General features: G+C 64.3%; 25 protein-coding genes. 11 read left to right on the top strand and 14 right to left on the bottom strand.

The genetic code is table 11. The annotated features are described in order from the left end of the window. Positions 1 to 37 precede the first annotated feature (37 nt). The 8 genes from J3489_RS38925 to J3489_RS22925 are packed head-to-tail and all read left to right on the top strand — an operon-like array spanning position 38 to position 5,267. Complete coding sequence (locus tag J3489_RS38925) at positions 38 to 97, top strand: hypothetical protein (protein ID WP_374193479.1); 60 nt, start codon at positions 38 to 40, stop codon at positions 95 to 97. Further along, positions 73 to 300 (top strand): DUF1989 domain-containing protein, encoded by a 228-nt coding sequence (locus tag J3489_RS22955; RefSeq protein WP_207001935.1) that lies wholly within the window; start codon positions 73 to 75, stop codon positions 298 to 300. Before J3489_RS38925 ends, J3489_RS22955 begins: the two co-directional genes overlap by 25 nt. 39 nt (positions 301 to 339) lie before the next feature. Beyond that, positions 340 to 1,200: a transporter substrate-binding domain-containing protein gene (locus J3489_RS22950; protein WP_207001933.1), complete on the top strand. Its 861-nt coding sequence runs from the start codon at positions 340 to 342 to the stop codon at positions 1,198 to 1,200. A gap of 42 nt (positions 1,201 to 1,242) precedes the next feature. Beyond that, positions 1,243 to 1,890 (top strand): amino acid ABC transporter permease, encoded by a 648-nt coding sequence (locus J3489_RS22945; RefSeq protein ID WP_207001931.1) that lies wholly within the window; start codon positions 1,243 to 1,245, stop codon positions 1,888 to 1,890. Then, on the top strand, positions 1,887 to 2,549 hold the full coding sequence (locus tag J3489_RS22940; protein WP_207001929.1) for an amino acid ABC transporter permease: 663 nt from the start codon (positions 1,887 to 1,889) through the stop codon (positions 2,547 to 2,549). The genes J3489_RS22945 and J3489_RS22940 overlap by 4 nt, the downstream gene beginning before the upstream one ends. A gap of 10 nt (positions 2,550 to 2,559) precedes the next feature. After that, positions 2,560 to 3,309: an amino acid ABC transporter ATP-binding protein gene (locus tag J3489_RS22935; protein ID WP_207001927.1), complete on the top strand. Its 750-nt coding sequence runs from the start codon at positions 2,560 to 2,562 to the stop codon at positions 3,307 to 3,309. A 29-nt stretch (positions 3,310 to 3,338) separates the two neighbouring features. After that, entirely contained in the window at positions 3,339 to 3,938 is a 600-nt protein-coding gene (locus J3489_RS22930) for a DUF1989 domain-containing protein (RefSeq protein WP_207001925.1), read from the top strand. 21 nt (positions 3,939 to 3,959) lie between these two features. Further along, positions 3,960 to 5,267 carry an amidase gene (locus J3489_RS22925; RefSeq protein WP_207001923.1) on the top strand — a complete coding sequence of 436 codons (1,308 nt, stop codon included), beginning with the start codon at positions 3,960 to 3,962 and terminating at the stop codon, positions 5,265 to 5,267. A gap of 14 nt (positions 5,268 to 5,281) precedes the next feature. Here the strand turns inward: J3489_RS22925 and J3489_RS22920 are convergent, their stop codons facing one another. The 7 genes from J3489_RS22920 to J3489_RS22890 all read right to left on the bottom strand — a co-directional run bounded on the left by J3489_RS22920 (position 5,282) and on the right by J3489_RS22890 (position 12,336). Beyond that, the gene (locus J3489_RS22920; RefSeq protein ID WP_207001921.1) at positions 5,282 to 5,677 is read right to left on the bottom strand and encodes a DUF4280 domain-containing protein; all 396 of its coding nucleotides are present in this window, start codon (positions 5,675 to 5,677) and stop codon (positions 5,282 to 5,284) included. Positions 5,678 to 5,712: 35 nt separating this feature from the next. After that, positions 5,713 to 6,837, bottom strand: coding sequence for a dihydrolipoamide acetyltransferase family protein (locus J3489_RS22915; protein WP_207001920.1), 1,125 nt, complete (start codon positions 6,835 to 6,837; stop codon positions 5,713 to 5,715). A 6-nt stretch (positions 6,838 to 6,843) separates the two neighbouring features. Then, complete coding sequence (locus J3489_RS22910; protein ID WP_207001918.1) at positions 6,844 to 7,821, bottom strand: alpha-ketoacid dehydrogenase subunit beta; 978 nt, start codon at positions 7,819 to 7,821, stop codon at positions 6,844 to 6,846. Then, positions 7,814 to 8,938 (bottom strand): pyruvate dehydrogenase (acetyl-transferring) E1 component subunit alpha, encoded by a 1,125-nt coding sequence (gene pdhA / locus J3489_RS22905; protein ID WP_207001916.1) that lies wholly within the window; start codon positions 8,936 to 8,938, stop codon positions 7,814 to 7,816. Before pdhA ends, J3489_RS22910 begins: the two co-directional genes overlap by 8 nt. Before the next feature lie 263 nt (positions 8,939 to 9,201). Continuing rightward, the gene (locus J3489_RS22900) at positions 9,202 to 10,035 is read right to left on the bottom strand and encodes a carbohydrate ABC transporter permease (RefSeq protein ID WP_207001914.1); all 834 of its coding nucleotides are present in this window, start codon (positions 10,033 to 10,035) and stop codon (positions 9,202 to 9,204) included. A 91-nt stretch (positions 10,036 to 10,126) separates the two neighbouring features. Beyond that, positions 10,127 to 11,047 carry a carbohydrate ABC transporter permease gene (locus J3489_RS22895; protein ID WP_242540220.1) on the bottom strand — a complete coding sequence of 307 codons (921 nt, stop codon included), beginning with the start codon at positions 11,045 to 11,047 and terminating at the stop codon, positions 10,127 to 10,129. A gap of 56 nt (positions 11,048 to 11,103) precedes the next feature. Further along, positions 11,104 to 12,336 (bottom strand): ABC transporter substrate-binding protein, encoded by a 1,233-nt coding sequence (locus tag J3489_RS22890; RefSeq protein ID WP_207001913.1) that lies wholly within the window; start codon positions 12,334 to 12,336, stop codon positions 11,104 to 11,106. A gap of 205 nt (positions 12,337 to 12,541) precedes the next feature. Here J3489_RS22890 and J3489_RS22885 point away from each other — a divergent pair, with 205 nt between their 5' ends. From J3489_RS22885 to J3489_RS22875, 3 genes are all read left to right on the top strand, one after another. Continuing rightward, positions 12,542 to 13,315, top strand: a complete 774-nt coding sequence (locus tag J3489_RS22885; RefSeq protein WP_207001910.1) for an SDR family oxidoreductase — start codon at positions 12,542 to 12,544, stop codon at positions 13,313 to 13,315. A gap of 57 nt (positions 13,316 to 13,372) precedes the next feature. Continuing rightward, on the top strand, positions 13,373 to 14,446 hold the full coding sequence (locus J3489_RS22880) for an ABC transporter ATP-binding protein (protein ID WP_207001908.1): 1,074 nt from the start codon (positions 13,373 to 13,375) through the stop codon (positions 14,444 to 14,446). A gap of 171 nt (positions 14,447 to 14,617) precedes the next feature. Further along, positions 14,618 to 15,649: a hypothetical protein gene (locus tag J3489_RS22875; RefSeq protein ID WP_207001907.1), complete on the top strand. Its 1,032-nt coding sequence runs from the start codon at positions 14,618 to 14,620 to the stop codon at positions 15,647 to 15,649. A gap of 46 nt (positions 15,650 to 15,695) precedes the next feature. Here J3489_RS22875 and J3489_RS22870 read toward each other — a convergent pair whose 3' ends face one another. The 7 genes from J3489_RS22870 to J3489_RS22840 all read right to left on the bottom strand — a co-directional run bounded on the left by J3489_RS22870 (position 15,696) and on the right by J3489_RS22840 (position 21,293). Further along, positions 15,696 to 15,836, bottom strand: a complete 141-nt coding sequence (locus J3489_RS22870; RefSeq protein WP_207001905.1) for a hypothetical protein — start codon at positions 15,834 to 15,836, stop codon at positions 15,696 to 15,698. Positions 15,837 to 16,061: 225 nt separating this feature from the next. Then, positions 16,062 to 16,874: a c-type cytochrome gene (locus J3489_RS22865; RefSeq protein WP_207001903.1), complete on the bottom strand. Its 813-nt coding sequence runs from the start codon at positions 16,872 to 16,874 to the stop codon at positions 16,062 to 16,064. Further along, the gene (locus J3489_RS22860) at positions 16,871 to 18,493 is read right to left on the bottom strand and encodes a b(o/a)3-type cytochrome-c oxidase subunit 1 (RefSeq protein ID WP_207001901.1); all 1,623 of its coding nucleotides are present in this window, start codon (positions 18,491 to 18,493) and stop codon (positions 16,871 to 16,873) included. The genes J3489_RS22865 and J3489_RS22860 overlap by 4 nt, the downstream gene beginning before the upstream one ends. After that, positions 18,483 to 19,052, bottom strand: a complete 570-nt coding sequence (locus J3489_RS22855; protein ID WP_207001899.1) for a cupredoxin domain-containing protein — start codon at positions 19,050 to 19,052, stop codon at positions 18,483 to 18,485. Before J3489_RS22855 ends, J3489_RS22860 begins: the two co-directional genes overlap by 11 nt. Before the next feature lie 41 nt (positions 19,053 to 19,093). Then, positions 19,094 to 19,285 carry a hypothetical protein gene (locus J3489_RS22850; RefSeq protein ID WP_207001897.1) on the bottom strand — a complete coding sequence of 64 codons (192 nt, stop codon included), beginning with the start codon at positions 19,283 to 19,285 and terminating at the stop codon, positions 19,094 to 19,096. A gap of 7 nt (positions 19,286 to 19,292) precedes the next feature. Then, complete coding sequence (locus J3489_RS22845) at positions 19,293 to 20,534, bottom strand: c-type cytochrome (RefSeq protein WP_207001973.1); 1,242 nt, start codon at positions 20,532 to 20,534, stop codon at positions 19,293 to 19,295. A gap of 75 nt (positions 20,535 to 20,609) precedes the next feature. Continuing rightward, positions 20,610 to 21,293 carry a c-type cytochrome gene (locus J3489_RS22840; protein ID WP_508617098.1) on the bottom strand — a complete coding sequence of 228 codons (684 nt, stop codon included), beginning with the start codon at positions 21,291 to 21,293 and terminating at the stop codon, positions 20,610 to 20,612. Positions 21,294 to 21,311 lie beyond the last annotated feature (18 nt).

Raw genomic sequence — 21,311 nt, 5'->3', positions numbered from 1 at the left:
GCTGTTTATCGGCAAGGGAACCAGGCTTTATTCCGGCATGGGAAACGTGTTGTTTTCGGTGATCAAGGATACATGTGGTCGCCACGACATGACCTGAACTTTTTTTATATGTATGTGCCGATCGTTCCCGACGGGAACATGGCGATCGCGGACGGACTTTCAAAGCCGGGTGGCTACATCGAGCTTGAAGCCGAAATGGACGTGCTTGCGGTTCTCTCGAACTGCCCGCGGGTGTACAGCCCTGCGAATGCTTATTGCCCGACTGCAATCCAGATCCTCGTTCTTGAAAACACGAATTAACCGTATGTGAAGGTTCCAAACCGCGACAAGGAGAAAACTGTGAAAGTCTTTTCTCGCAACACGGTGCACAGAACGAAATCTCTGGTTCTCGGGGCAATGATATTGACCTCGAGTGTTGTCGCTATTCCGACAGTGCAGGCGCAAAGCTTGCAGGAAAAAATAAGAACCGGGCAGCCGGTGGTGATTGCCACCGAGGACGACTATAAGCCATTCGAGTTTGTTCAGGACGGCAAGCCGGTCGGCCTTGACAATGAATTGTTCGACATTTTGAAGTCGCAATCGAAATTCCCGTTGCAGCACGAAATTCTGCCCTGGACGGGACTGCTTGGCGGTGTCAGCACCGGGAAATACGATGGCGCGATCACCGGTGCGCTCATCAACAAGGAGCGGACCAAGGCGTTCGACTTCGCCATACCTATCGCCGAAAACACGTCCTACTACCTGAAGCGCAAGTCCGACAACAGCATCAAGAGCATCAAGGATCTCTCCGGGAAAACCGTGGGTGTCCAGTCCGGCAGCGTGCTGCTCGCCCGCTTGCCTGAACTTGAAGCGATGCTGGAAAAGACCGGCGGCAAATTGGGCAAGGTGGTTCAGTACACGTCATATCCGGAGGCGTACCAGGATCTGGCAATCGGGCGGATCGATTATGTTGTGAATGGTCAGATCAATCTTCTCACTGTGGTAGCGGAAAAACCTGGTGTCTTCGAGATGGGCCAGCAACCGGTATCGGGACCGTCATTCGTCGCCTGGCCGGTCAGGAAAGGCAACAAGGAGATGCTCGACTTTCTCAACGCATTCATAAGAAAGGAGCGCGACTCGGGAAAACTCGCTCAGTTGCAAAAGAAGTGGCTGGGAATCGAATTCAAGAATCTCCCCGAGCACGTCGAGCCGACCTTCTAGGCCTCGCATAGTCGATTTGCCAGGATAGGACACCCGCTTGCCATGTCGCCGCTCGAACTTCGAAGTCTTCTCGAAGCAGCCGTCGTAACGGCTTGGGTGTCCATTACCGCCATCGCTTTCGGCATTCCGCTCGGGCTGCTGCTCGCCGTCATCCGCTGGCAGCGCGTCCCGATCCTGTCGTCCATCATCGCGGCTTATGTGAGCGTGATCCGGGCGACACCCGCCATTACCCTTGCGCTTCTTGTGTTTTTTGCCTTGCCCGCGATCGGCCTCAACATCGGCACTGCTACCGCGGCAATTCTTACGCTGCTGGTCAATACTTCGGCATTCAATTGTGAAATATGGCGGGCAGCACTGGTCGATTTTCCCCATGACCAGTTGCTGGCATCGCGAGCCTTCGGCATGACGCCGCAGCTTGTCTTTCGACGCATCATCTTTCCGCAGATCTTGCGCACGAGCTTGCCGCCGCTCGTCAGCGAGATGACCCTTCTTATCAAGGCGAGCCCTGCGATTGCCGTAATCGGCATTGTCGACCTGACGCGTGCCGCGAGTCGCATCGGTGCCGACACCTACGACCCGTTACCGCCGTTTTTCGTCGCCACTGTCTTGTACATGCTCCTGGTTCTAATCTTCATCGCCGCGCAGCGCTTCGCCGAGCGGTACGCCAAGAGAAAGGCAAACGGAAAATGAACCGCGACTTTCTCGTGGTCCTCCAGCACTACGACCGGTTTCTTGCCGGACTCGGCAACACGCTCTGGCTCGCCAGTGCCACGCTGGTCATGGCATCGATAATCGGCTGCGTAATCGCTGCGATGATGCTGTCGCCCGTCAAGCCGGTGCGCATCGTCGTGAGTCTCGTTGTCGATGGCATGCGCACCGTGCCGTTTCTGTTGCTGGCATATCTCGTCTACTATGGACTGCCGCGGTTCGGCATTGAATTCGGTAGCTGGAGCAGCGGTCTGAGCGCACTCGTTATCTATCACACCGCTTATATCGCCGAAATCGTCCGGAATTCCTGGATGAATCTATCGCACGACCAAATCGAGGCCGGTAGAGCGCATGGCTTTGCCGGCTTCAGGTTGTTTCGGCGCATTATTTTGCCGCAGTTGTTTTTTGCGTCCGCTCCGGTGATCGGCAATCAAGCGGTGCAGATCTTGAAAGATACGGCCTTCCTGATGATCATTACCGTACCCGAGCTTACGTTCGCGGCCAGCTCCGTGCAGGCCACCTATTTTGTGCCATTTGCGTCTTTTATCGCTGCCATGCTGCTCTACTGGATCGTGACACTTGCCATCGAAACCGCTATTCGAGCCGTGGAAGCGGCAGCCGAGGTCCGACGTGCTAATTAATGATCTCACTTTGTCGGCTGTCGAAGTGCGTGGCCTGGTCAAGTACTTCGGGTCGCTCCAGGTGCTGTCGGATGTCAGTTTCAAGGTCTCCAGCGGTGCGACCGTATGTATCCTGGGACCCAGCGGTTCCGGCAAGTCGACACTGCTGCGATGCATCAACTTCCTCGAGAAACCCGATGAGGGCGAGGTGTTTATCCGCGGCGACCAGGTGGGATTCGCGAACGGCAGGGCGATGAAGGAAAAGGACCTGGCCTTGACACGGGTGCGAATGGGCATGGTGTTCCAGCATTTCAATCTTTGGCCCCATCTGACCGTGCTCGGCAACATCATGGAAAGCCCGGTTCATGTTCTGCGCAAGTCCAAACAGGATTGCCAGGCGCAAGCGCTGCGGTTGCTCGAAAAGGTCGGGCTGGCACACAAGAAGGATGTGTTCCCGCATACGCTTTCGGGTGGCCAGAAGCAACGCGTCGCGATTGCGCGGGCCTTGGCCATGAATCCGGAAGTCCTTCTGTTCGATGAGCCGACGAGCGCGCTCGATCCGGAAATCGTGGGCGAGGTGCTTGCGGTTATGAAGCAGTTGTCCGTTGATGGCATGACCATGATCGTCGTCACGCACGAGATGGCATTCGCCCGGGAGGCTGCCGACGAGATCGTCTTCATGGATGCGGGGCGGATTATCGAAACCGCTGCACCGGAGAAGTTCTTCCTCGAACCGCAAACAGAGCGTGCCAGGCAATTCCTGCAGCGCTATGTGCGCTAGCCGATTTTCCTTTTTGGGGGAAAGAGCGTATGGCTGCTGATCCAATTGTGCTGCAAGCTCGACGCGGTAGGGCATTGCGCCTGAAAGCCGGTGCGCGCGTACAAATCGTCAATGTCCATGGCCAGCAGGTTGTCGACACCTGGGCGCTCCACGCGGACGACCCGAGCGAGGCCATGTCGATGGAGCACACGCGGTCCTGCTTGGACAAGCTGACACCCTCTGCCGGCGATTACCTCTTTACCAACCTGCGGCGCCCGATTCTCCAACTGGAGGCGGACACCTCTCCCGGCACGCACGATACGCTGCTCTCCGCATGCGACGAGGAACGCTACCGGTTGCTTGGCTGCAAGGGCAAGCACGGCAGTTGTTGCGAGAATTTTTACAGCGCGCTTGCCGAGTTGGGCATCGGGTATCCGCGCGTACCGAGTCCGTGGAACCTGTTCGAACATGTCGCCATCGCGCCCAACGGGTCGCTTTCCATCAAACCGCCGGTATCCCGCCCGGGAGACTCGGTGACCCTTTGCGCGATGCTCGACGCGATCGTGATTTTTTCCGCGTGCCCGATGGATGTCGCGCTGACGAACGGACTCGATCGCACCCCCAAGGATGTCCACTTGATCGTCAGATGAAGGGCAAGGACGAGGCGGACCATGACGCTTACTGATCTCGATGCCACGGGGGCCGCCGCGGCCATCGAACGGGGCGAACTGAGTTCCGAGGAACTCGTGCGTGCGTGCCTGGAGCGTATCGTTGCGCTCGAGCCGCGGGTCCGGGCGTTCGTCGATCTGAAACCGGAGGAGGCGCTGGCTCAGGCACGAATGCTGGATCGCCGCCGCGGATCGCGCCGAGGTGCGCTGCATGGCGTTCCCGTGGCGATAAAGGAGATCTTCGACGTGCAGGGGATGCGCTGTTGCTGGGGCACGTCCTTTCACAAAACCAGGACGCCGGAGCGCGACGCTGCGGCCGTTGCACGTTTGCGGGCTGCCGGTGCCGTCATTCTCGGCACCACGGTATCGACGGAATACGCCATTGCAGCGCCGGGCCCAACGACCAATCCACACGACGCGTCTCGCACGCCGGGGGGCTCGTCAAGCGGTTCCGCCGCCGCAGTGGCCGCGAGCATGGTGCCGCTTGCGCTCGGCTCGCAGACCATAGGGTCGATAGTCAGGCCCGCGACGTACTGTGGTGTGTACGGCCTCAAACCCACGCATGGGGCTATCGGCACAACGGGGGCCATGCCGCTGTCCGCCTTTCTTGACCATGTCGGCGTCGTGGCACGCACGCCTGAAGACATTGCGCTCGCTTGCCACGTCCTCTTCGACGGGTACTCAGGCGCTTCCGGCAGCATAGCGGTTGGCCCGAGCGGCCTGGATGAATGGGAGGCTCCGCCCCAGGTGTTCCTCTTGGAGGGCCCCTTGCAGTGGCGCATCGAGGAGTCCAGCCGCACCGCCCTCGAGCGTGCGCGTACCGCCCTGGAGTCGCGCCGCGCTCGCGTGACGCCACGGGAATTGCCGCACGATTTCAAGGAAGCCGGAGCGTGGCTCGAGATCATTCTGTGTCGGGATATTGCCGCGAACCACGGCCAGGACAGAGATCGGGCAGGAAACCAGCTCAGCCAGCGCTTTCGCGAGCTGGTCGATCGGGGGCGCACGATTTCCGACGCACAATATGCAGAGGCCATCGGCCATGCCCGGCAATACCGGCAATCTTTGCTCGAACTTCTCGAAGGGGATTCGATCATTGTCGCTCCAGCCACCGATGGGCTTGCGCCTACCCTTGCACAAGGAACGGGTTCGCCGGACCTGCAGGGACTCTATTCCCTGACGGGGCTGCCCGCGCTCGCGGTCCCCGCGGGCATGGTCGATGGCTTACCGGTGGGTGTGCAAATCGTGGCGGCGCCAGGCCGCGAGAGACACTTGCTTGCCTGCGCCCACGCAATGCGGCGCGATGTTAATTAGCTCGCGTTGACGCCTCACGGCACCAGCGTGCTGGTCTGCCCCGGCTGAGCGACCTTGATGACGCCCCCCCACGCGCAGACGAGCGTCGCCTGCGCATCGAGCGCCGGCGCGGGACCGATGATCGCCGTCGGCGAGCCGCCCGGAATCCACGGCGACGGGGTGACAGGCACGCACGGCATCGGCGTAAACACCCCGAGCGCGGCGGCGGTGGCGGCGATGACCGTGGGATTGGACGGGCTCTGACACATCGCGAACGGCGTGATGTTGACGATCGGAATCGAATCGAGGAGCGTGGCCGCCGGCACGCCGCCGACCAGCGTGCGATTGGCGGGCAAAACGTTCAGCGTCCCGGGCGCGCCGCCGAACGAGCACTGCAGCGTGGCGCCTGCACAGACCTGTGGACTTCCCATCTGACGTTTCCTTTTCCCGGTTATCGAGCCCGCAGTTACTGCGCCATCTGCAAGTCGGCAATCGTCGCGGCAAGAAAGCGCGCCGCCTCGCCTCCCGTGACGACGCGATGGTCGAACGTCAGACTCAGCGGCAAGATCCGATGCACGACCGGAACGCCATCCGCCGCGACCACCTGCTCGTGAATGCGCCCCGCACCGAGTATGGCGACGGTGGGCGGCACCACCACCGGCGCCGCGTATTTCCCCGCAATCATGCCGAAGTTCGACAGCGTGATCGTATTGCCGCGCATCTCCTCGGGCGGAATCTTACGCGCGCGGATATCGGCGCGCATCCGGTCCAGCCCGCCGCGCAAATCCGCGGCGTCCCGGTGCGCGACGTTGCGCAGCACCGGCACGAACAGCCCATCCGGCAGATCGACCGCAATGCCGAGATCGATTTTCTCGACCACATGCCGCCGCCCCGTGTGTCCGTCGAACCATGCGTTGAGCTCCGGCTCGGCGCGGCATCCGGCCACGAGCGCGCGAATCAGGCGGATCGTCACGTCGGTATGCGGCGGCCACGCATGGATGTCGGCGTCGTCGATGACGGTGGCCGCGGCGACTTCGCTCTGTGCGCGCGCCATGTTCTGCGCCATCGCGCGCCGCACGCCGCGCAGCACTTCGGGCGGCCCGAGTTCGGCCAGGATCTTCGCCACGCGCTGCACATCCGCCGCCGTGACGACGCCCTCGGGCCCCGACGGCGTCACCATCGACAGATCGACGTCGAGCTTGCGCGCCAGCGCGCGCACCGCGGGCATCGCCTTGATCGCGCCGACGCCCGCGCCTGCGCCGGCGGCCATGCCGCCCAGCGCCGCCGGCGCGTCCTGCACGACCTGCTGGCCGACCGCCATGTGGCCGACCACGGTGCCCGCATCGGCGTCGTCGGCCTCGCCTTCGAACGCGGCGAGCGGCGCGCCCAGATGCACGACGTCGCCCGGCTGCCCGAACAGCTTGGCGACGCGGCCCGATTGCGGCGACGGAATCTCGACGATCGCCTTCGCCGTTTCGACCGACAAGAGCGGCTGATCCGCGCGCACGTCGTCGCCGAGCTTCACGTGCCACTCGACGATCTCCGCTTCCTGCAAGCCTTCGCCCAGATCGGGCAGTTTGAAGATTTTCATGTGGGACTAGGCCTCCAGCGCTTGCCTGACCGCGGCGACGATGCGCTCCGCGCCCGGCATGTATTGGCTTTCGAGTCTGAAAAGGGGCACCACGACATCGTATCCGGTGACCCGCTGTACGGGCGCCAGCAGCGTATACAGCCCGCGCTCGGCGACATTGGCGGCGATTTCCGCGCCGACGCCTCCGGTACGCGAGCCTTCGTGCACGATCACGCAGCGTCCCGTTTTGGCAACCGACGCGAGGATCGTCGCCATGTCGAGCGGCTTGAGCGTCGCCACGTCGATGATCTCGGCCATCACGCCTTCCTGCGCGAGCAAGTCCGCTGCGGCCTGCACGTCCTGCAGCGCCCCGCCCCAGCTCACCAGCGTGACATCGGACCCGTCGCGCAACGTGAAGCAACTGTCGAGCGGCAGCGCTTCGCCGTTGTCCTCGACCGGCTGCCTGAAGAGACGATAGAGGCGCGTCGGTTCGAAGAAGATCACCGGATCGGGGTCGCGGATCGCGGCCAGCAGCAGGCCGTAGGCGCGCGCCGGCGACGAAGGCGTCACGACCCGCAAGCCGGGGATATGCGTGAACAGCGCTTCGGGGCTTTCCGAATGATGCTCCGGCGCGTGGATGCCCGCGCCGCTCGGCGAGCGGATCACGAGCGGACAGGCGAGCCGCCCGCGCGTCCGATGCCGCAGGCGCGACGCGTGATTCAGGACGTGATCGATGGCCGGATAGATGAACCCGCTGAACTGGATCTCCGCAACCGGCTTCAAGCCCATCGCCGCCATGCCGATTGCCGTGCCGGCGATGGCGGTTTCCGCGAGCGGCGTATCGAGCACCCGCTCGGCGCCGAAGCGCGACTGCAAACCGGCCGTCGCGCGAAACACGCCGCCGTTGACGCCGATGTCCTCGCCGAGCAGCACGACGGCCGGGTCGTGCGCGAGTTCGTAGGCGAGCGCCTGATTGAGCGCTTCGACCATGTTGAGATCAGCCATGGCGGCCCCCGTTGCTGCCGTTTCCACCATTTCCGCCATTTCTGCCGTCAGCCGGCGCGAAATGCCGCGCCATCTCCACTTGCTCGCGCATCGCCGCCGGCAAGGTTTCAAACAGGTGATCGAACATCGCGGAAACGTCCGGCTGCGGGATCGCCAGATACGCCTCGACGGCCTGTTCGACTTCGGCATGGCACGTCTTGGCAAGCGCTTCTTCCTGCGCCTTGTCCCACCCGTTCGCGCGCATCAGGTAAGTGCGCAGACGCAGCAGCGGCTCGTATTCCCATTGCTTGTTGGTGAGTTCGGCGTCGCGATAGCGCGTCGCATCGTCGGCGGTCGTGTGGTCGCCCAGGCGATAGCTGAGCGCTTCGATCAGCGTCGGGCCGTCGCCGCGGCGCGCCTTCGCGAGCGCAGCGTGCACGACGTGGTGGACCGCGATCACGTCGTTGCCGTCGACCTGCAACCCGTCGATGCCCGCGGCGATCGCTTTTTGCGCGAGCGTCTGCGCTGCGCTCTGCCGGCTGCGCGGCACCGATATCGCCCACTGGTTGTTATTGACGACGAGGACGAGCGGCGCGCGCCAGACGCCCGCCAGGTTCATCGCCTCGTAGAAGTCGCCCTTGGACGTGCCGCCGTCGCCGAAAATCGCCACCGCCACGCGCGGTTCGCGCCGCAGCATGAACGCGTATGCCGCGCCGGCCGCATGGCACACCTGGGTGCCGATCGGCACGCAATTCGGAAAATCGTCGCGCGGCACGCCGAAATCGCTGCCGCGCTCGTCGCCGCCCCAATAGAGCAGGCTTTCGGTCATCGTGACGCCGCGCAGCAATTGCGCGGCGTGGTCGCGATACGAGGGAAACAGCACGTCGCCGGGCTGCATCGCACTCGCGACGCCGACGCCGATCGCCTCCTGCCCGACCGACGACGCAAACGTGCCGAGCTTGCCGGTACGCTGCAGCGCAACGGCCTTCGTGTCGAACGCGCGTGTGAGCACCATTGCGCGATAGAGGGCAACGAGCGCGGCGGGATCGCGGGCAAACGCCGGCAGCGGCTGGACGGGTTCGCCGTCGGGGCCGAGATACTGGGTGTAACCGATATGAAAACTGGCAGTCGTGGTCATGACCGCTCTCCTGTCGACCAGAGTTAGCGCCTCAGCGCTTACTCTGGTCCCATGCCGCAGTGCCCCAAGTTAGCGCTTTAGCGCTTACTCTGGTCCCATGCAAAGCTGTGTTCTTATCGTTCAGCCTATCGTTCAGATATCGTAGACGTGCCGGAGTTCATCGGCCATAGACTGAAAGCGGCCCTGCGTGCAGGCGGCCGCATAGCCACGCGAAAGTACGACGATTGCGCTTGAAGCCAGCGCGCCGAAAACGCCCGGACGCCCTACTTCACCGCGCCCAGCGCGAGCCCCTTGACCAGATACTGCTGCAGCCACGCGAACACGACCGAAACCGGCAGCGTGGCGCACAGCGTCGCCGCCATCACGAGTTGCCATTCGACGGTGTACTTGCCGGCGACCATATCGGTCACCTGCACGGTCAGCGTCTTGTTCTCGGGCGAACGGACCAGCGTGTAGACCACGGCGAACTCGTTCCACGCGCTGATGAACGTGAAGATCGCGGTCACGACGATGGCGGGCACGGCGAGCGGCAGAAAGACCTTGAACACCGCCTTCGCGCGTCCGCACCCTTCGAGCCACGCCGATTCTTCGAGATCGCGCGGCACGGTCTGAAAATACGACGACAGCATCCACACGGCGAACGCGATATTGAATGCAGCGTACGACACGATCACGCCGATCTTCTTGTCGACGAGATTGCCGTCGCCATAGGGGATCATCGCAGCGAGCCTGAAGAGGCCGACGACCAGCAGAATCGGCGAGAGCATCTGCGTGACGAGCAGGAACTGGCGGTATACGCCGCGCCCCTTGAACGGAAAGCGCGCGAGCGCATAGGCGGCGGGCAGGCTGACGGCGAGCGCGAGCGACGTCGAAAGGAAACTGACCACGCAACTGTTCTTCAATGCGACGCCGAAATTGGCCGCATCCCACATGTCGGCAAAGTTCTGCCACCGCCATTGCACGGGCAGCCAGCGCGCCGGATAGACGAAGATCTCGTCCGCGGGCTTTAGCGCGGTGAACAGCATGACCGCAAACGGAAACAGCACGATCACGATCAGCGGCGACAACGCAAGCCAGCACCATAGGGTGCGTTTCATTTTTGCTGTCACGACGCCTCCCGCCGGGCCGCCCCAAGAGAGGCGTCAGCCCCCTCGGGGGGCAGCGAACGATAGTGAGCGTGGGGGCTGTTCAAGAAATTTCTCCTTCCTGCTGCGGCTGCAGCCGAAGATACGCAATCGAGAACACGAACAGCATCACGAGCATGATCAGCGACACGGCGGCGGCCTGCCCCGGACGCCCGAGCCTGAATCCAAGTTCGTACAGATAGGTGACGAGAATATGTGTGCTCTCATCGGGGCCGCCTTGCGTCATGACCCAAATGATGGGAAACGAATTGAACACGTAGATGACGTTCAACAGGATCGCCATGTTGACGAACGGCCTGAGCAAAGGCAGCGTCAGCTTGCGGAACTGCTGCCACGCGCTCGCGCCGTCGATGCGCGCGGCTTCGTAGATATCGGCCGGCACCGACGACAGACCGCCTAGCAGGATCGTCACCGTAAAGGGAACCGAAACGAGGATGCCGATGCCGATCTCCACCGGAAACGCGAATTCCGGCGTCGCGAGCCAGTGGATCGGGCCGCCGATCAGCCCGAGCCGCTGCAGCGTCACGTTGACCATGCCGTAGTCGTCGTTGAACGCCCAGCGCCAGACGACGGCCGTCATCGTCAGCGACACCGACCACGGCAGCATCACGATCGTGCGGGCCATGCCGCGCCCGTGGAAATCCTGGTGCAGCACGAGCGCGACCGGCACGGAAATCAGCACCGTGCCGCCGACGACGCACGCGGTCCACACGAACGTGCGCCTGACCGAACCGATGAACACGGGATCGCTGAAAACGTCGTAGAAGTTCTGCAGGCCGTTGAAGCCGCGTATCTGTCCGAAGCGCGACACATCGTGCAGCGACTGATACACGATGTTGAAGATCGGGTAGCTGATGATGAAAAGCGCGAGGATCAGGCTCGGCACGATCAGCAGCCACGGCTGAGTGAAGCGCGAACGAGCCGGGCGGCCGATACCGGTTCGATCGTAGGAGACGTGGGCCATGGGTTGCGTGCGCGGATGGGCGGCACGGCCTCACGCCATGCCGCCCTCCTTCACTTTCAATGGCCGAGCGACTTGTCGGCCTCGGCGGCTGCCGTGTTCAGCGCATCGGCCGGCTTCGCCTTGCCGAGGTAGATCGACTGCATTGCGTCCGTCACGGCCTTCGCGGTGTCTTCCCAGCCGGTCACGGTCGGCGCGAAGCGGGCCGTCGGCAACAGTGCGATGAAGGCCTTCGTGTCGGGATCGTTGAACACCGGATCGGTCGCCTCGGCCTTCGTGGTCGGCAGGAAGCCTTCCGTGCTCGTGAATTCGACGCGCGGCTCCTTCGTGAACAGATAGTCGAGGAACTTCCACGCGCTTGGCTTCACCTTCGAGTTCTTGAACATCATGATCGAATCGGTGACCGCATAAGTGGCCGCCGTGGTGCCCATCGGAATCGGATCGATCCCATACTTCAGGTTCGGCGCTTCCTTCTTGATCTGCTTCGCGAGGAACGGCGCCGAGATCATCATCGCGACGCGGCCCTGCTTGAAGAGGTTCTGCACGTCCTCGCGGCTGTAGCCGGTGACGCCCGGTTGCGTCAGCCCTTCATCGATCATCGTCTTGTACATCGTCGCGGCCTTGATGCCGGCCGGCGAATTGAACGCCGCCTTGTCCTGCTTGTTGATCACTTCGCCGCCGTCGGTCCACAGCGCGTAATAGAAATAGACGTCCGTTTCGATTTCCTTGCCCTGCAGGCCGAAGCCCGCCATGCCCTTCGCCTTCAGCTTCTTCGACGCGTCGATCACGTCGTTCCAGGTCTTCGGGCCGTTCGGATAGCCAACCGACGCGAGCAAGTCCTTGTTGTAATAGAGCGCGCGCGCGGAAGCGGCGATCGGCAGGCCATAGGTCTTGCCGTTGATCTGGCCCGGGGCCAGGAACGCGCCGATGAAGCGGCTATTGAAGCTCGGGTCCATGTAGCCGTCGAGCGGCTCGGCCACGTCGTCCTTCACGAAGTCGAGCAGCCACCGCGTGCCGATGATCGCGAGATCGGCGTTGGCGCCGCCGGAAATGTCCGTTTGCAGCTTTTGTTGCAGCGTGTCCCAGTTCACGTCTTCGATCTTGATCGTCGTGCCGGGGTTGGCCTTCTCGAAGTTGCGGGCCATCTTCTCGAAATACGGCGCGGTTGCATCGCTGTAGTGGGCGACGGTGACGCGGACCGTGTCGGCCTGGGCCGCCACGGCGATGCCGGCAAACGCCAGCGCGACGGCATGTTTGCCAAGCGCGAGGGAAACACGGGATTGCAACGACATGTTGACTCTCCTGAATGAATCCGCCGCCTGACAGGCCGCCGGGTTGTTGATTATTTGATTTGCGAAAAATCGTACGTTACGAAAATGGACTTGTCACGTAGGATCTGCAACATTTTTGGCGGGCCCGACGTTTGCCTAATATGTTGTTAAGAAAGAGGAACGGGTGCAGTGCGGGCTTGGTTGCCCGAACGAGTCGGGAGGCATCATGAAACGTGTAGTGCTGGTGACTGGCGCAAGCGGCGGGATCGGCAGCGCGCTGTGCAGGCGTTTCATCGAAGCGGGCGATACGGTGCTCGCGCTCGATATCGAAGCGGCGGCCCTGAGCGCGCTCGCCGCCGAACTCGGCGCGGACCGCGTGACGCCGTTGGCGGTGGACTTGGGCGATGCGGCGGCGGTCAAGGAAGCCGTCGCGCAAGGGGTTGCCGTCCGAGGCCCCGTCGGCGTGCTGGTCGCCAACGCGGGCGGTGCGCAAAGCGGCACGCTCGCCGCCACCGACGCGGCAAGCTGGCAGCGCGACGTGCATCTCAATCTCAACGGCACGTATCACACGGTCGAAGCGGTGCGCGCTTCGATGATCGAACGGCAACGCGGCGCGATCGTCTTGATCGGCTCGGTGAACGGCATGACGGCGCTCGGGCACCCCGCCTACAGCGCCGCGAAAGCGGGCTTGATCAGCTATACGAAGGCGCTTGCGATCGAACTGGGACGGCACGGCATCCGCGCGAACATCGTCTGCCCCGGCACGGTGAAGACGCCGGCGTGGCAGGCGCGCGTCGACAAGAATCCGCAGGTGTTCGAAACATTGAAGAAGTGGTACCCGCTCGGCGACTTCGCCACGCCCGACGATATCGCCGACGCCGTGATGTTTCTCGCCTCGCCGATGGCGCGCATGATCACCGGGGTCGCGCTGCCCGTCGACGGCGGGCTCTTGGCGGGCAACCGCCTGATGGCCGAGGAACTGACGCTCGAATCGCTTTGAACCTGCAAACACGGCGCTTTTCGCGGCGGCGACGCGCCAGACGACAACGAGGACAGCATGGCAGCAGTGCAGATGAGCGGCATCTTCAAACGCTATGGCGACACCCAGGTCGTGCACGGCATCGATCTTTCGATCGACGACGGCGAATTCGTCGTGCTGGTCGGCCCGTCGGGTTGCGGCAAGAGCACGCTGATGCGGATGGTCGCCGGCCTCGAAGAGATCACCGGCGGCGAGCTGACCATCGGCGGCAAGCGCGCCAACGGGCTCTCGCCGCAGCAGCGCAACGTATCGATGGTGTTTCAGAGCTATGCGCTCTACCCGCATCTGTCCGTCTTCGACAACATCGCGTTCGGGCCGCGCATCCGCAAGGAACCGGCGACGAGTTTCAAGCCGCGCATCGAGGCTGCCGCCAGGATGCTGAACCTCACGGGCTATCTGGACCGCTTGCCGCGCGCGCTGTCGGGCGGCCAGCGGCAGCGCGTCGCGATGGGGCGCGCGGTGGTGCGCGAGCCGTCGCTGTTCTTGTTCGACGAACCGTTGTCGAACCTCGACGCGAAATTGCGCGTGCAGATGCGCACCGAAATCAAGGCGCTGCATCAGCGCTTGAAGAACACGGTGATCTATGTGACTCACGACCAGATCGAAGCGATGACGATGGCCGACCGGATCGTCGTGATGAACGCGGGGCGCATCGAACAGATCGGCCGGCCGCTCGAACTGTACGACCGGCCCGCGAATCTGTTTGTCGCGAGCTTTCTCGGTTCGCCGTCGATGAATTTCGTCGACGGCGAATGGCAGCGCGACGATCGGGGCGCGCGGCTGTTGCTCGCCGAAGGCGGCGCGATCGCGTTGCCGCAGACGAATCTGTCCGCCGCTCCCGGCGCGAAGATCACGCTCGGCATCCGGCCCGAGCATATCGAAACGCGGGCGTCCGCGGGCGTTTCCATGGAAGTCGAAGTGATCGAGCCGACCGGTGCCGAAACCCACTTGTACGGCAAGATCGGCGGCAGCACGTGGTGCGCCACGACGCGCCAGCGCGCGGCGATCGAGCCCGGGCAGCGCGTGACGCTGCGCCTGCCCGGCGAGCACGTGCATCTGTTCGATACGGGAAGCGGGCAAAGGCTTGGCTGACGCCGCGCGGCGGGGTGTCGATCGAAATTTGACGGGTGACACCGGTTTTTAAGCAGCTGCAGTGACACCCCGCGACATACTTTGCAACAGCTTGAATCGGCGCGTCCTTTTATAGTCCATCCGTCGCCACGCCGCAGTACACGATGTGGCCCGAACCGTGAAGGACGCCCCGTGAAAATCCGCTCGTTTGTCATCCAGTCCGCCGGCGCTTGCCCGGCTCTCGCCGCGAACGCCCCAGGCGTGCGCGCCATCCTGAGAAACCTCGTGCTCGGGGGAACGGCCGCGGTGCTCGCGCTCGGCAGCGCGTCGGCGTTTGCAGGGGGGTGGTCGGGCCATGGCACCGCGTACACGTCGCGCGGCACCTACAACGGCGCCCACTGGGGCTCCTGCGGCGGCGGAAGCTGCTCGCATGCGGGCGGTGTCGCCGGCCCGTACGGCGGCCTGGCCACCAACACAGGCACCGTCACCCGCACCGCGCCCGGCCAGTTCTCGAATTCAGGCACCGCGACCGGACGGTACGGCAACTCCGTCGAGCACTCGGGCAACACGAACTGCGCGGGCGGCACCTGCTCGCACAACGGAACGCTCACCGGTCCCGACGGCAAGACCGCCACGACCGACGGCAGCGTGACGCGCACCGCACCGGGGCAATATTCGTCGTCGGGCACGGTGACGGGCTCGAACGGCAACACGGTCAACCACGCCGCGTCGACGAACTGCGCAGGCTCGACCTGCTCGCGTTCCGGCACCGTAACAGGAACGGACGGCGGCACCGTCACCCACTCCGGCACCGCCACCCGCGTCTCCTCCGGCGTCGTGACGACAACCGGCACTGTGACCGGCGTGCACGGCGGCACCGTGACGACCGGCGCAACCGTGGTCACCGGCGGGACCGTCACGACGGGCACCACGGTCGTCGCCGGCGGCGCTGTCACGACCACGGGCACCGCGGTCGTCGTCGCCAAGCCGCCGGTCGTCGTCGCGCCTGCCGTTTATGTGCCGCCGCCCCCGCCGCCGCCGGTTGTCTACGTGCCGCCGCCGGTCGTCTACGTGCCGCCTCCGCCGCCGCCCAAGACCGTCTATGTCGCGCCGCGCGTCGTCTACGTTGCACCGCGGCCCGTCGCCTACGTCGCACCGCGGCCCGCGATCTGGGTGCCGGGCCACTGGGTCGGCGCGGTCTGGGTACCGGCTCACTGGGCGTAACCGGCGATGACGCTCGCCAAACGTTTGCGCCGGCGAGCCGCTTTTATCAGCAACCACCCCGTACATCGGCGACGCCGGCGGCAATCAGGTTCGCCGCCAGCTCGCGCAGCAGGTGAAGCGTCAAGGCGCCCGCGCCGCCGAGCGCAAGGCGTTGAAGTTCGATGAGGTCCTGGGCAATGAGGCTCATTGTGTTCTCCAATCCGGTCCAGAAAGGAAGAAGGCGCGCCGCTGAATTCGATCTGCGGCAGGCAGGAGAAGTAAGCCTCATCGCGGTCCGTTTGGCTGTGTCTTGACGAACGGAAGTCGCGGAAGGTCTGTTCTCTTGAGCACAGTATTGGGTAATCTCCTCATCCTTTAAATCAGCCGGCGCTGAAGTTCGCGTAGTACCTCGCTTCGGGTTGTCAGCCGTTTCCTACAACGGCGAAGCCAAGCGCGTGAACTTCGCGTAATAAGTTGCGGCCGCAACCATCTCGTCAGGCGTCATATTGCGCGCGATGTTGCGCATCTGCCCGGAGATATCGTTATGCCGCGCCTCGGACGCAAACGCCTGCAACTGCGCTTGCGTATAAGCGGCCGGCAAGCCGTCGAGCCAGGGGCTGCCCGCCTTGTTGTCGATCCCGCCATGGCACGCGGCGCACGCCGGGATATTGCGCAGCGGCGCGCCGTGCACCACGATCGCGGGCGCATCGGCAAGATCGAGCCCCGGCGCGGCTCCCGGACGCGGCAGCGACGCGTAGTAAGCGGCCAGATCGCGCATGTCCTGGTCGCTCAGGTTGAGCGCCATCGGCGACATCACCGCGTTGGTGCGCGCGCCGCTCTGGAAGTCCTGCAATTGCTTGTAGACCACGATCGCGTACTGGCCCGCCAGATTCGGCGAGTTCGCCCCGCTCATGCCGCGCTCGCCGTGGCACATCGTGCAGCGCAGCGCGAGCGTCGCGCCGCGTCCGATCGAAAGCGCCGTCGCCCCCGCGAGCAACTGCGGCGTCACAGCCACCTTGCTCAATTGAACTTGCGGCGCGACCGGCGCTTCGTTGGCGAGCCACTGCTGCGGCACCCCGGCCGCGCTGCAGATCGCGTTCCAGAGGCCCTGGAACGGTGCATCGCGCTGCACCGACGGCAGCCACACGAAGCCCACCGCCACGCTGAACACGAACACCGCGGCCGTGGCGCCGACGCTCGCTCTGAACCAGGGATTGCTCCACGAGAACAGGCGCTCTTCGCTCATCGCTGGGCTCCAATCGGAATTGCGGGCACGGTGTTGCCCCTCGCCATCAACTGCGCGACGGGATAGCCGTAGTTGAGCACCGTCAGCGCAATCATCAGCGTGAGCCACAGCGCGAAGCTGTTGAGCGCCGCCGGCACCGTGCGCGGCTCGTGCACCGCGGTGCTGAAGCGGTACGCCTCGGGCGCCGCGGCAACGCTCCGATGCCCCTGGATCAGGATCACGAAGAACACGATGGCCGAGAGCACGAGGATGAACCCGCCGATCGCCGACATCACCACCCAGATCGCCTGGGCCGCGATTTCGGGATCGGTGTAGTCGTAATACGCCATGCGGCGCGGCATGCCCAGAATGCCGACCCAGTGCCACGGGAACGTCAGCACGATCATGCCGATGAACCACAGCCACAGCTGCACGCGCATCAGCTTCCAGTTCGCCATCGCGCGGCCCGTGATCTGCGGCCACAAGTCGTAGGCGATCGCGAAGTACATGATGACGATCGCGCCCGCGTAGATCAGGTGAAAGTGCCCGGTGATCCACTGCGTGTTGTGGATCGTCGAGTCGAGCTGGTAGCTCATGTTGATGAGGCCGCCCGCGCCGCCGAAGCCGAGCATCACGAACGAGAGCGCGAGCGCCAGCATCTGCGGGTTGTCCCACGGCAGCGCGCGAAGCCAGCCGAACGCGCCCTTGCCGCCGCGCAGGCGCGCGGCAATCTCCACCGACGCGCAGATCGTGAACACCGTCAAGAGCGTGGGCACCGCCACCAGCGCCGTGAACACCGACTGCACGAACTTGAAGCCCGAGCCCACCTGCGGATCGGCGAACAGGTGGTGGATGCCGATCGGCATCGCCACCACGAGAAACAGGATGAACGAGATGCGCGCCATCGCATCGCTGTAGAGCCGTCCGCCGATCGCGCGCGGCACGATCGTGTAGTACGCGATATACGCCGGCATCAGCCAGAAGTAGACGATTGCGTGCAGCGTCCACGAGAAGAACACGCGCGCGAGGCCCGCGTCGATCGTCGTCTTCCAGCCGAAGGCGACCGGCAGGATCTGGAACAGGATTTCGATCGCCGCGCCCACTGCGGTCCAGCCCCACAGGTAGGCGCCCGCCACGCTCGCGAACATCGGCAGCGGCACGGGCTTGCCCGGGTTGCCGCGCTTCCACGCCGCGAGATTCACCGACATCAGCGCCACCCAGATCCACGAGCCGGCCACCACCAGCACCACGCCGAGGTAATAGAACACGTTGCCGATCATCGGCGGATAGAACGTGTAGAGCACCGAGGCGAGCCCCAGCGCCACCGTGACCGACGCCATCGCCGCGCCCGCCGCCACCAGCACGAACCCGGCCCACGCCCAGCGCGCGCCGACGAGCGCGCGCTTGAGCGAGAGCTCGGCAACGGCATAGCCGAAGCCCATGGCGATGAGCGTCGGGAACACGTACCCCATCACGGTGCCGTGCTCCGTCACCGAGCGGTAGTAGATCTCGGGGTCCTGCAGCCACGCATGCAAGGGGCTGCGCACAACCATCTGCCAGGCGCCGAGCAGGAGCGCCACGCCGAAGACGCCGAACGCCAGCCAGAAATGCGCGAGCACGAGTCGCTTGTTATTTAACACAGCTGAGTCTCCGCGAAGTGGCCGCCATTTGCATGAACGCGTTCCGCTCGATGACCTTCACGTGCGCCCACATGCCCTGGTGGCCCGTGCCGCAATACTCATGGCACGGCATCAGGTGATCGCCCGGCTGCGCAAAGGTGGTCCTGAACGTAGCGATATAGCCGGGTTCGACCATCGAATTGATATTGGTGTGCGTGACGAGGAATCCGTGCACGACGTCGGCGCTCGTCGCGCGAAACGTGATCGGCACGCCGGCGGGCACCAACAGGCACTGGGGCGTGAACGAGTACTGCTGCGCGACGATGCGCACCGTCACCGAGCCGTCCGGCTCCAACGCGCTGCCGAGGTTGCTCTCGACGAATTCGCCCGACACGTTGAGCGTGTCGGGGCGAATGGTCTCGACGCGCGAGGGCGGCATCATCGACCAGTGCAAGCCGGTGAAGATCACCACCGCGATGGTGGTCGCGATGAGCGTCACCGCGAGTGTCGCCCAGCGCCGCTCGACGCTTTCGGCGACGCTGGCGGAGGCGTGCGGATCGGGAACGGTAGGGTTCGACATGGCGCCGTCCGGTTCGATGAATGAGTCGCTGAATGCGTGCCTTATTGGATGACGCCGCGAGGCAGGAACACCAGGAAGTAGAACGCGTACCACAGGCCGATCACGATGGCCGTCGCGATGCCGGCCACCGCGATCGCGCCGCGCGGACCGCGGCGCACGATCTCGTCGACGCGCTCGGCTTCAGGAGGTTCGCTGCTTGCGTCGGCATCGCCGGGTACGGGGGAGTTGATCATCGCGGCCTCAGAAGATAGTCGCCGAGCGCAGGGTGTTGACTTCCTGCTCCGTGACCGGCGTGCCGTGATTGCCCCACGCCGTGCGGATATAGGTGACGACCGCTGCGATCTCCGCGTCCGAGAGCGACTGCGCGAACGGCGGCATGCCGTACGGCATCGGGTTCTTCATCGTGCCCGGCGCGTAGCCGCCATTGAGCACCATCCGGATCGGATTGACCGACGAGGTCATCTGGATCGACTGATTGTTCGCGAGCGGCGGGAAGTTCGGCAGCTTGCCCTGCCCTTGGTCCGCGTGGCACAGCGCGCACTGCGCGTCGTAGATCTTCTTGCCGAGCGGGAAGAGCCGGTTCTTCTCTTCGGTCGCAGCGACCGTGGGCGGCGCGCTGCTGACTTCGCCCGAACGGCCCGGCAGCGCTTTGAGGTAGACGGCCACCGCGCGCACGTCGTCTTCGCTCAAGTACTGGAAGCTGTCGTAGACCACTTCGGCCATCGGCCCGTACACCGCGCCGCGGTTCGACACGCCCGCATGGAGCAGGTCGACGATATCGCCGATGCTCCACTCGCCGAGCCCCGCCTCCTTGTTCGAGGTCAGCGACGGCGCGTACCAGTCCTGGATCGGAATCAGCCCGCCCTGGAATTCCTTGGACTTCGTGTTGCCGCCGAGCGCATTGATCTCCGTGTGGCACATCGTGCAGTGGCCGAGCCCTTCGACCAGATACGCACCGCGGTTCCATTCGACCGATTGCGACGCGTCCGGCTGATACTCGCCGGCTCTGAAGAAGAGCGTGCGCCAGCCGAGCAGCAATTCGCGCTGGTTGAACGGGAAGCGCAGCTCATGGGGACGGTTCGGCTGGCGGATCGGCGGCGTCGATTGCAGATAGGCGTAGATTGCGTCCGAATCGGCGCGCGTGACCTTCGTGTACGACGCGTAAGGCATCGCCGGATACAGCAGCGCGCCGTCGCGCGACTTGCCTTCGTGCAGCATCCGGTAGAACGCGTCCGCGCTCCAGCTGCCGATGCCGGTTTCCTTGTCCGATGAGATGTTGGGCGAATAGAGCGTGCCGAACGGCGTCGCCATCGCACGGCCGCCGCCGAAGAGCTTCTCGCCCGGAATCGTATGGCACGCGATGCAGTCGCCGGCGCGCGCGAGGTATTCGCCGCGCGCGATCACTTGGGCGTCGCGGCTCGACGGCGCTGACGTTTGCGCTTGAGCCTGCGGTACGCCAAGCCGGATCGCGGCGCCGCACATCGACGCGGCGAGCGCGGCGAACGCCGTGGTCTTGAAGAAGCGATGACTGGGCACGCGCTGCACTGAGGGCCTCGCTTAGTCGGGAACGCTGCCGCATGCGAGCGGCAGCTTCAAGGTGCCGGCAGGCGCAGGCGTCGTGTTCGCGGGCGCGGGCTGCGAGGCGAGCCACGCGGCGATCGCGGTGATGTCGCGATCGGACAGGCGCGTGGCGATCTCGTGCATGCAATCGGGGCTCGCCGCGTGGCGCGTGCCGTAGCGGAACGCGCCCAGTTGCGCGCTCAGGTAGTCGGCGTGCAGGCCGAGCAAGCCGGGGATCGAGGGCTCCATGCCGGTGAGCGCCGCGCCGTGACAGCTCGCGCATGCGGGCACGCCCCGCGATTGCTCGCCGCCGGTGGCCAACGATTTGCCGTGCGCGAGCGTCGCGGCATCGACGGTGGGCACAGCCGGCCCGGGAAACGGCGGACGTTGGCCCGCGAAGTAGCCGGCGATTTGCTTCAGGTAGGCATCGGGCAGATACGCCAGCAGATAATTCATCGGCGGGTATTGGCGCCGGCCGTCGCGAAACGCGATCAACTGGTTGTACAGATAGCCGGCGGGCTTGCCGGCCAGGCGCGGGAAGTAATCGTTATCGGTGCCCTCGCCATGCGCGCCGTGACAGGCGGCGCAGCCGAGCACGCGCGCTGCCATCGTATCCGGCGCTTTCTCGGCGACGGGGCTCGCAGCCAATGCCGGCGCCGTGAAGAACGTGCATGACGCCAATAGCGCGACGATCAATGA

The sequence above is a fragment of the Trinickia mobilis genome (assembly GCF_017315705.1).
Taxonomy (GTDB): domain Bacteria; phylum Pseudomonadota; class Gammaproteobacteria; order Burkholderiales; family Burkholderiaceae; genus Trinickia_A; species Trinickia_A mobilis.
The sequence above is the reverse complement of the archived record's forward strand: the minus strand, read 5'-3'. Positions and strand labels throughout refer to the sequence as shown.